Here is a 7,017-nt window from a genome sequence, read left to right on the forward strand (position 1 = left end):
TCGTGGGCGTGCGAAAGTCGCCTCGACCTGCGAGAATCAGTCGGTTATGACCTTGACTGCACTCGACTCGAAGCCGCTGCGCATCGGGCCCCTGGTTCTCGACGTTCCGGTGGTGCTCGCGCCCATGGCAGGCATCACGAACTCCGCTTTCCGCCGCCTCTGTCGCGAGTACGGCGCGGGCCTCTACGTCTCCGAGATGATCACGTCCCGGGCCCTCGTCGAGCGCACGCCGGTGACGATGCGCCTCATCGAGCATCACGAGTCAGAGGACATCCGTAGCATCCAGCTGTACGGCGTCGACCCCAAAACGGTGCGCGAGGCGGTCACCATGCTCGTGGCCGAGGACCGAGCCGATCACATCGATCTCAACTTCGGATGCCCCGTGCCGAAGGTCACGAAGCGTGGCGGTGGGGCCGCCCTCCCGTGGAAGACGTCGCTCTTCCGGTCCATCGTCGAGGGGGCAGCCGAGGCCGCTGGCGAGATCCCGCTCACCATCAAGATGCGCAAGGGCATCGACGACGAGCACCTCACCTACCTCGAAGCTGGACGGATCGCGGAGGGCGCTGGCGTCGCCGCTGTTGCGCTTCATGGTCGGACGGCTTCCCAGTTCTACTCGGGGCACGCCGACTGGGACGCGATCGGGAAGCTCAAGGAGACCGTGACGAGTATCCCGGTGCTCGGCAACGGGGACATCTGGGCAGGCGAGGATGCGCTGAAGATGATGGAGCAGACTGGCTGCGACGGTGTCGTCGTCGGTCGTGGCTGCCTCGGTCGCCCTTGGCTCTTCGGAGACCTCATGGCGGCGTTCCGCGGCGACCCTGACCGCATCCAGCCGACGCTCGGGGGAGTGGCGGATGCGATCCGTCGGCACACCGAGCTGCTCGCCGAGTTCCACCAGGAAGAGGCACGCGCCTGCCGCGAGATGCGCAAGCACATGTCGTGGTATCTGAAGGGGTACCCGGTGGGATCGGATGTTCGTTCGGGCCTTGCGCTCATGTCGACGCTCGACGAGCTCGACGGGCTGCTCGCGCAGCTCGACCGTGACCAGCCGTATCCGGGACAGGACGCGGAAGGCCCGCGCGGTCGCGCCGGCACCCCGAAGCGCCCATCGCTCCCTGACCGTTGGCTCGAGTCCCGTGAGCTGAACGACGACCAGAAGGCGAACATCGCCGCCGCCGAGCTCTCGCACTCGGGAGGCTGAGGGTGGTCCTTCCCCCCGAGCCAATCGACCGGAGCCCGTACGGCGACCACGATCGAGAGCGGTACCTGCCCGAGCATCACGAGAACCGACGACGGTCCACCTTCGCCCGGGACCGGGCGAGGCTTGTGCATTCCAGCGCGCTCCGCCGTCTCGCGGCCAAGACGCAGGTGCTTTCGCCGACGGCAGGGATCGACGCCGCGCGGAACCGACTGACGCACTCGCTCGAGGTGGCGCAGGTGGGTCGCGAGATCGCGGGCACCCTCGAGCTGGACCCAGACATCGTCGACACGGCCTGCCTTGCGCACGACCTCGGGCACCCTCCGTTCGGCCACAACGGCGAGCGAGCCCTGAACGAGTGGGCGCAAGACATCGGCGGCTTCGAGGGCAACGCGCAGACGCTTCGGATCGTCGCACGACTCGAGCCGAAGGTCTTCGGACCAGACGGGCAGCACTACGGGCTCAACCTGACCCGAGCCAGCCTCGACGCGAGCTGCAAGTATCCCTGGACGCGCGAAGTCGGCCTTGCGCGCGGCACGGGCAAGTTCGGCGTCTACGCCGACGACGTGGCCGTCTTCGACTGGGTGCGCCAGGGCGCTCCGGAAGGTCAGACGAGCATCGAAGCCCAGGTCATGGATCTCAGCGACGACATCGCGTACTCGGTGCACGATCTCGAGGACGCGATCGTGGAGTCCTTCGTGTCGCTTCCCGAGCTCGATGACCCGGCCAATCGGCCCGCCATCCTGTACGCGGCCGCCGACTGGTCGGGGTCGAAGTTCTCCGAGGACGAGCTCGACGAAGCCTTCGACAGACTGCAGGCGCAGCCGTACTGGATGCGCGAGTACGACGGCTCGAGGGTGGCGCAGGCCGGACTCAAGAACCTCACGTCGCAGCTCATCGGCAGGTTCGCGAAGGCGGCGACGGCCGCCACCTGGGCGGCGCAGCCAGGTGAGTCCCTCATCCGCTACCGCGCGTCGCTCGTGGTGCCGCGGGGGATTCACGCGGAGATCGCGCTGTTAAAGGGCATCGTCGCGGGATTCGTGATGTCGCTGGATGCGCGTCGCCCTATCTACGAGCACCAGCGGAAGATCCTGGTGGAGCTCTCCGACATGTTCTGGGAGACGGGGGACCAGCACCTCGACGCCGCGTTCGCCGCCGACTTCCGAGCTGCTGAGGACGACGCAACGCGCAAGCGCGTCGTCGTTGATCAGGTGGCGAACCTCACAGACAAGGGGGCCCTCGTGTGGCACGAACGGCTCGCTGCGGCGTCGGAGGTGCCGTCTAGGGTGGCTTCATGGCACTGATCCGCAAGAGCGATATCGAAGAGGTTCGCTCTCGCACCGACATCTCGGAGATCGTCGGCGACCATGTCACGCTGAAGAACGCCGGAATCGGCTCGAAGAAGGGGCTCTGCCCGTTCCATGACGAGCGGACGCCGAGCTTCCACGTCCGCCCGCAGCTCGGCTACTACCACTGCTTCGGCTGCGGAGAATCCGGCGACGTCTTCACCTTCCTGCAGAAGATCGACCACGTCACGTTTTCGGAGGCGGTCGAGCGGCTCGCGGGGCGCCTCGGCTACGCGCTGACCTACGAAGACGGCGGGCAGGCGCCCGATCATTCGAAGCGCCTCCGCCTTCTGCAGGCCCACACTGCGGCCGAGTCTTACTACCGGGAGCAACTGCAGTCGCCAGGCGCGGCGGCCGCGCGCGAATTCCTCGGCGGGCGGGGCTTCGACCCCAACGCGGCGGCCATGTTCGGCGTGGGGTACGCCCCTCAGGGGTGGGATTCCCTCTCCAGGCACCTGATTGGCCTCGGCTTCACGATCCCGGAGCTCAAGGAGTCGGGCCTGCTCTCGAGCAACGAGCGCGGGTCCAGCTACGACCGGTTCCGAGGTCGGGTCATGTGGCCCATCCGCGATACCTCGGGTCAGACGGTCGGGTTCGGCGCACGCAAGCTCTATGACGACGACAAGGGCCCGAAGTACCTGAACACCCCCGAGTCGCCGATCTACCACAAGGCTCAGGTCCTCTACGGCCTCGATGTCGCGAAGCGTGAGATCGCGAAGCAGCACAGAGTCGTCGTGGTCGAGGGGTACACCGATGTCATGGCGGCGCACCTTGCCGGTGTGCAGACCGCAGTTGCGACGTGCGGCACCTCCTTCGGCGTCGACCACATCAAGGTGCTGCGTCGCATCATGGACGACGAATCCGCGGGCGGGCAGGTGATTTTCACGTTCGACCCGGACGAAGCGGGGAAGAAGGCCGCACTTCGAGCCTTCGCCGAAGAGCAGCGTTTCGTGGCGCAAACGTTCGTCGCTGTGGCCCGCGATGGCCTCGACCCGTGCGATCTTCGACTCGCACGTGGCGACGCCGCTGTTCGCGAGCTCATCGAGCACCCGACGCCGATGTACGAGTTCGTCATCGCTCAGCAGCTGCTTGGGCACGATCTCGACACGGTCGAGGGCAGAGTCGCGGCGCTCCGGCAGGCCGCCCCGGTCGTCGCGGGCATCCGCGACCCCGCGATGCGACCCGGGTACTCTCGGCAGCTCGCCAAGATGCTCGGCGTCGACCTCGTGCAGGTCGAGCAGGCAGTGCGTGCCGCACGAGGGACGAGCAAGAATGCCCCGCGACGCCAGGCGGATGCTCGCCAGCCGTCGCGGGTCGGCGACCAGCGGTCCAGGGTTCCCGCCCAGCATGCGCCAGCATCCGGGCACTTCGACGAAGAGCCGCCGTTCCCCGATGGCGACGGCTACGATTTCCCGCCGGACACGAGCGACTTCGGCGGGGGCGCGGTGCGCATGAGCGACCTACCAAACGACCCCGTGACGCGGCTCGAGCGTGACACGCTCATGGCCGTGCTGCAGCATCCGCGGCGCCTTTCCGACGAACGGTTCCAGCAGGTCATGGCCGCAGGCTTCACGAATGCGTCCCTCGCGACCGTGCGCGATGGCATCGTCGCGACTCGCGATTCCCTGGGTTCCGTCGAGTGGCTCACGCGCATCGGCGAGGAAGTCCCGAGAGCCTTCACGACCTTGGTCACGGAGCTCGCGATGGCCGCGATCCCCGCAGGCAATAAGGACGAGCAGATCGACCTCTACGTGCGCTCGCTGAGCGCTTCGCTGGTCGAGCGCGACCTGCTCCGCCGCAAGGCCGAGCTGCTCGGGGCACTCCAGCGGACGGACGGCAGGACGGAGCCCGATCGATTCAGGGCGCTGAACGAACAGCTCGTCTCGATCGAGAATCAGAAGCGCGAGCTGCGAGAAGGCTAGGCTCGAGCGGTGGGCCAGGACTAGCGGATGACGTATGCCGTGAACGTTCCCGTGGCCCCGACATCAGCAAGGGGAGACCAGGCATGGCAACGAGTGCAGATCACCAGCAGGCTGTCGTCGCCGACGACCTGTCGATCTCATACATCGAGCATGGGTCCAATCGTAAGCATGAGGCGGTCAGCGGAATCTCCTTCGAGCTCGCGCCGGGGGAGATCCTGGGTGTCGTCGGCACTGCCGGGTCAGGGAAGTCAGCGCTTGGCCGCATCCTGTCCGGTCGCCGGAGGTCCGGCAAGGGGGAGTGGCCCTTCATCACGGGCGGCACCTTGGAGGTCGTGGGCATGGACCTGCGTCACCCCTCCCGCCTTGACCGCAGGCGCATCGATCTCGACATCGGATACCTGGCTCAGGATTCGGGGGATCAGCTCCGCAACGACCTGACGGTCGCCGAGAACATCGCCGAGCCGATCCTGTCTCGCGATCGCACCTTCGACCGCAAGCGGCTCGGGCGCGCGGCGGCGATGCTCATCGACGCGGTCGATCTCGAGCTCGGCATGCTCGGGAAGTTTCCGTTTGAGCTTTCTCGCGGCCAGCGACAGCGTGTGGCGTTCGCGCAGGCGCTCATCGTGGAGCCGAGCGTGTTGGTCGTCGATGAGCCGGCGCAGGGCGTCGACATCATCGCGAGACCGGCCCTGTTCAGTCTGCTCGAGCGCATCAACGTCGCGCGCAACTGCACGATGATTCTCCTCAGCCACGACCTGCGTGCGATCGAGCGACTCACGAAGAACGTTCTGGTGCTCGACCGAGGCTTTGTTCTCGCGCGTGGCACCATCGATGACGTGCTTGCCGACCCGCAGCACGCCTACCTGAAGCGGATGCGCGAGGCGCGCGAGTACGCGCTCACGCCGCTTCCTGGTCTCGTCGAGCGCGAGACGCTGGCGGCGATGGATCTCGTCGCAGACGGACTGTTCGGCGACCCAGACCCAGAACGGGTTGACGCAGAGGCGGAGCGCTCGGCCCGCGACCAGCTGGTTTCCCAGCGTGCGGAGTTCGCGCGCTTCCACACCGAAGACAACGGCAGCGAGAAGGAGTAGAGACGGATGAGCGCAGGCAGCGGGAAGGTTCAGCACCAGGCGAGGCTGGCGGAGGAATCGACGGTGCTCGAGGGGGCGGCGCGCCCCGAGCCTGGAGCTGTGACGCTGCTGCCCGCGAGCTACGCTGAGCCGTTCGAGGCAGCAGTGCTCGCGAGCGGTGGCCGGCTGGTCGAGCTCGGACCGGAGACCCGCGGCATCGTCTACCTCTCCGCATCCAAGGTCCAGGGGCTCATCGACGCGCTCGAAGCCAACCCGCAGGTGACCTGGGTACAGCTGCCGTTTGCCGGCATCGACAACTTCGCGGCCAAGTTGCGCCCGCACGCCGAGCGTGGTGTGGTCTTCACCTCAGCGAAGGGGGCGTATGCGGAGCCCGTCGCCGAGCATGCCCTCGCCCTGACCTTGGGACTGCTTCGCGAGTTCCCGAGGCGTGTCACGGCGACCACGTGGGAGGCCAAGACCGGGACCTCCCTCTACGGGCTCCACGTTGTGATCGTCGGTGCCGGCGGGATCGCGCTCGAGCTCCTCGATCTGCTGAAGCCCTTCCGGGTGACGACCACGATCGTCCGAGCCAGTGACCGGCCGGTCGCTGGTGCTGACCGCACCGTGACCGCGGACAGATTCGACGAGGTGCTGCCGGAGGCCGACGTCGTCATCCTCGCCGCGGCCGCAACCGACGGAACGCGTGGCCTCATCAACGCGGATCGCCTGCGTGCCATGAAGGGGTCGTCGGTGCTCGTCAACATTGCGCGCGGCCCGCTGGTCGACCAGGAGGCCCTTCAGGTGGCGCTGGAGGAATCATGGATCGCGGGGGCGGGCATTGACGTAACGTCCCCGGAACCGCTTCCAGACGGCCATCCGCTCTGGAATACGCCCCGCCTCATCATCACGCCGCATAGCGCGGACACCCCGGAGATGGTGCAACCGCTGCTGCGGGAGCGTGTGCGCCGAAACGTCGAGGCGTTCGTGTCGACGGGTCGGTTTGTCGGCGTCGCGGACCCTGCCAAGGGGTACTGAGCCACCCTCACGGGAGCACACGTGGAGCAAGCGCGACACGCCAGCCGCTCGATTTCGCATTCGGGTCAAGGTGTTGCTATTCTCTTCGAGTTGCCAATCCCTGATAGCTCAATTGGCAGAGCAGCCGGCTGTTAACCGGCAGGTTGATGGTTCGAGTCCATCTCAGGGAGCTGTTCGAAAAGCCGCATGCCCCTCCAACGCGGAGGGTCTGCGGCTCTTCTTCTTCCGATCTGAAGCAGACGACCGGCCGTGTTGTGTGGCACCGCCGGAGTGCAGTGCACACGCGATGGAACGTCGAGGGTGAACCGCCGGGAGGCCTGCCCTGCGTTGATGACGCGCGCAGGACAGGCCTCCGTTCGAGTGTGCTCGCTAGGTGTATTGACCTGGGACGTTGTGAACGCTTGATGGTTTGAGGGAAACGAAAACCTCCGTGAGGATGTGGGTTA

At 66.7% G+C, this 7,017-nt stretch carries 5 protein-coding genes and 1 tRNA gene; all 6 read left to right on the forward strand.

The features are described from left to right. The first annotated feature begins 46 nt into the window (after window positions 1-46). Window positions 47-1,201, forward strand: a complete 1,155-nt coding sequence (gene dusB / locus ACPYN9_RS14250) for a tRNA dihydrouridine synthase DusB (protein WP_424467205.1) — start codon at window positions 47-49, stop codon at window positions 1,199-1,201. Between the two features lie 2 nt (window positions 1,202-1,203). Beyond that, complete coding sequence (locus tag ACPYN9_RS14255; RefSeq protein WP_424467206.1) at window positions 1,204-2,502, forward strand: deoxyguanosinetriphosphate triphosphohydrolase; 1,299 nt, start codon at window positions 1,204-1,206, stop codon at window positions 2,500-2,502. Continuing rightward, window positions 2,493-4,466, forward strand: coding sequence for a DNA primase (dnaG, locus tag ACPYN9_RS14260; protein WP_424467207.1), 1,974 nt, complete (start codon window positions 2,493-2,495; stop codon window positions 4,464-4,466). The genes ACPYN9_RS14255 and dnaG overlap by 10 nt, the downstream gene beginning before the upstream one ends. Window positions 4,467-4,549: 83 nt before the next feature. Further along, window positions 4,550-5,557, forward strand: coding sequence for an ATP-binding cassette domain-containing protein (locus tag ACPYN9_RS14265; protein ID WP_424467208.1), 1,008 nt, complete (start codon window positions 4,550-4,552; stop codon window positions 5,555-5,557). A 6-nt stretch (window positions 5,558-5,563) separates the two neighbouring features. Further along, window positions 5,564-6,571: a D-isomer specific 2-hydroxyacid dehydrogenase family protein gene (locus tag ACPYN9_RS14270; protein ID WP_424467209.1), complete on the forward strand. Its 1,008-nt coding sequence runs from the start codon at window positions 5,564-5,566 to the stop codon at window positions 6,569-6,571. A gap of 97 nt (window positions 6,572-6,668) precedes the next feature. Next, window positions 6,669-6,741: transfer RNA gene (locus tag ACPYN9_RS14275), tRNA-Asn, on the forward strand. Window positions 6,742-7,017 lie beyond the last annotated feature (276 nt).

The sequence above is a fragment of the Pseudoclavibacter helvolus genome, from assembly GCF_049707175.1.
Classification (GTDB): domain Bacteria; phylum Actinomycetota; class Actinomycetes; order Actinomycetales; family Microbacteriaceae; genus Pseudoclavibacter; species Pseudoclavibacter helvolus_A.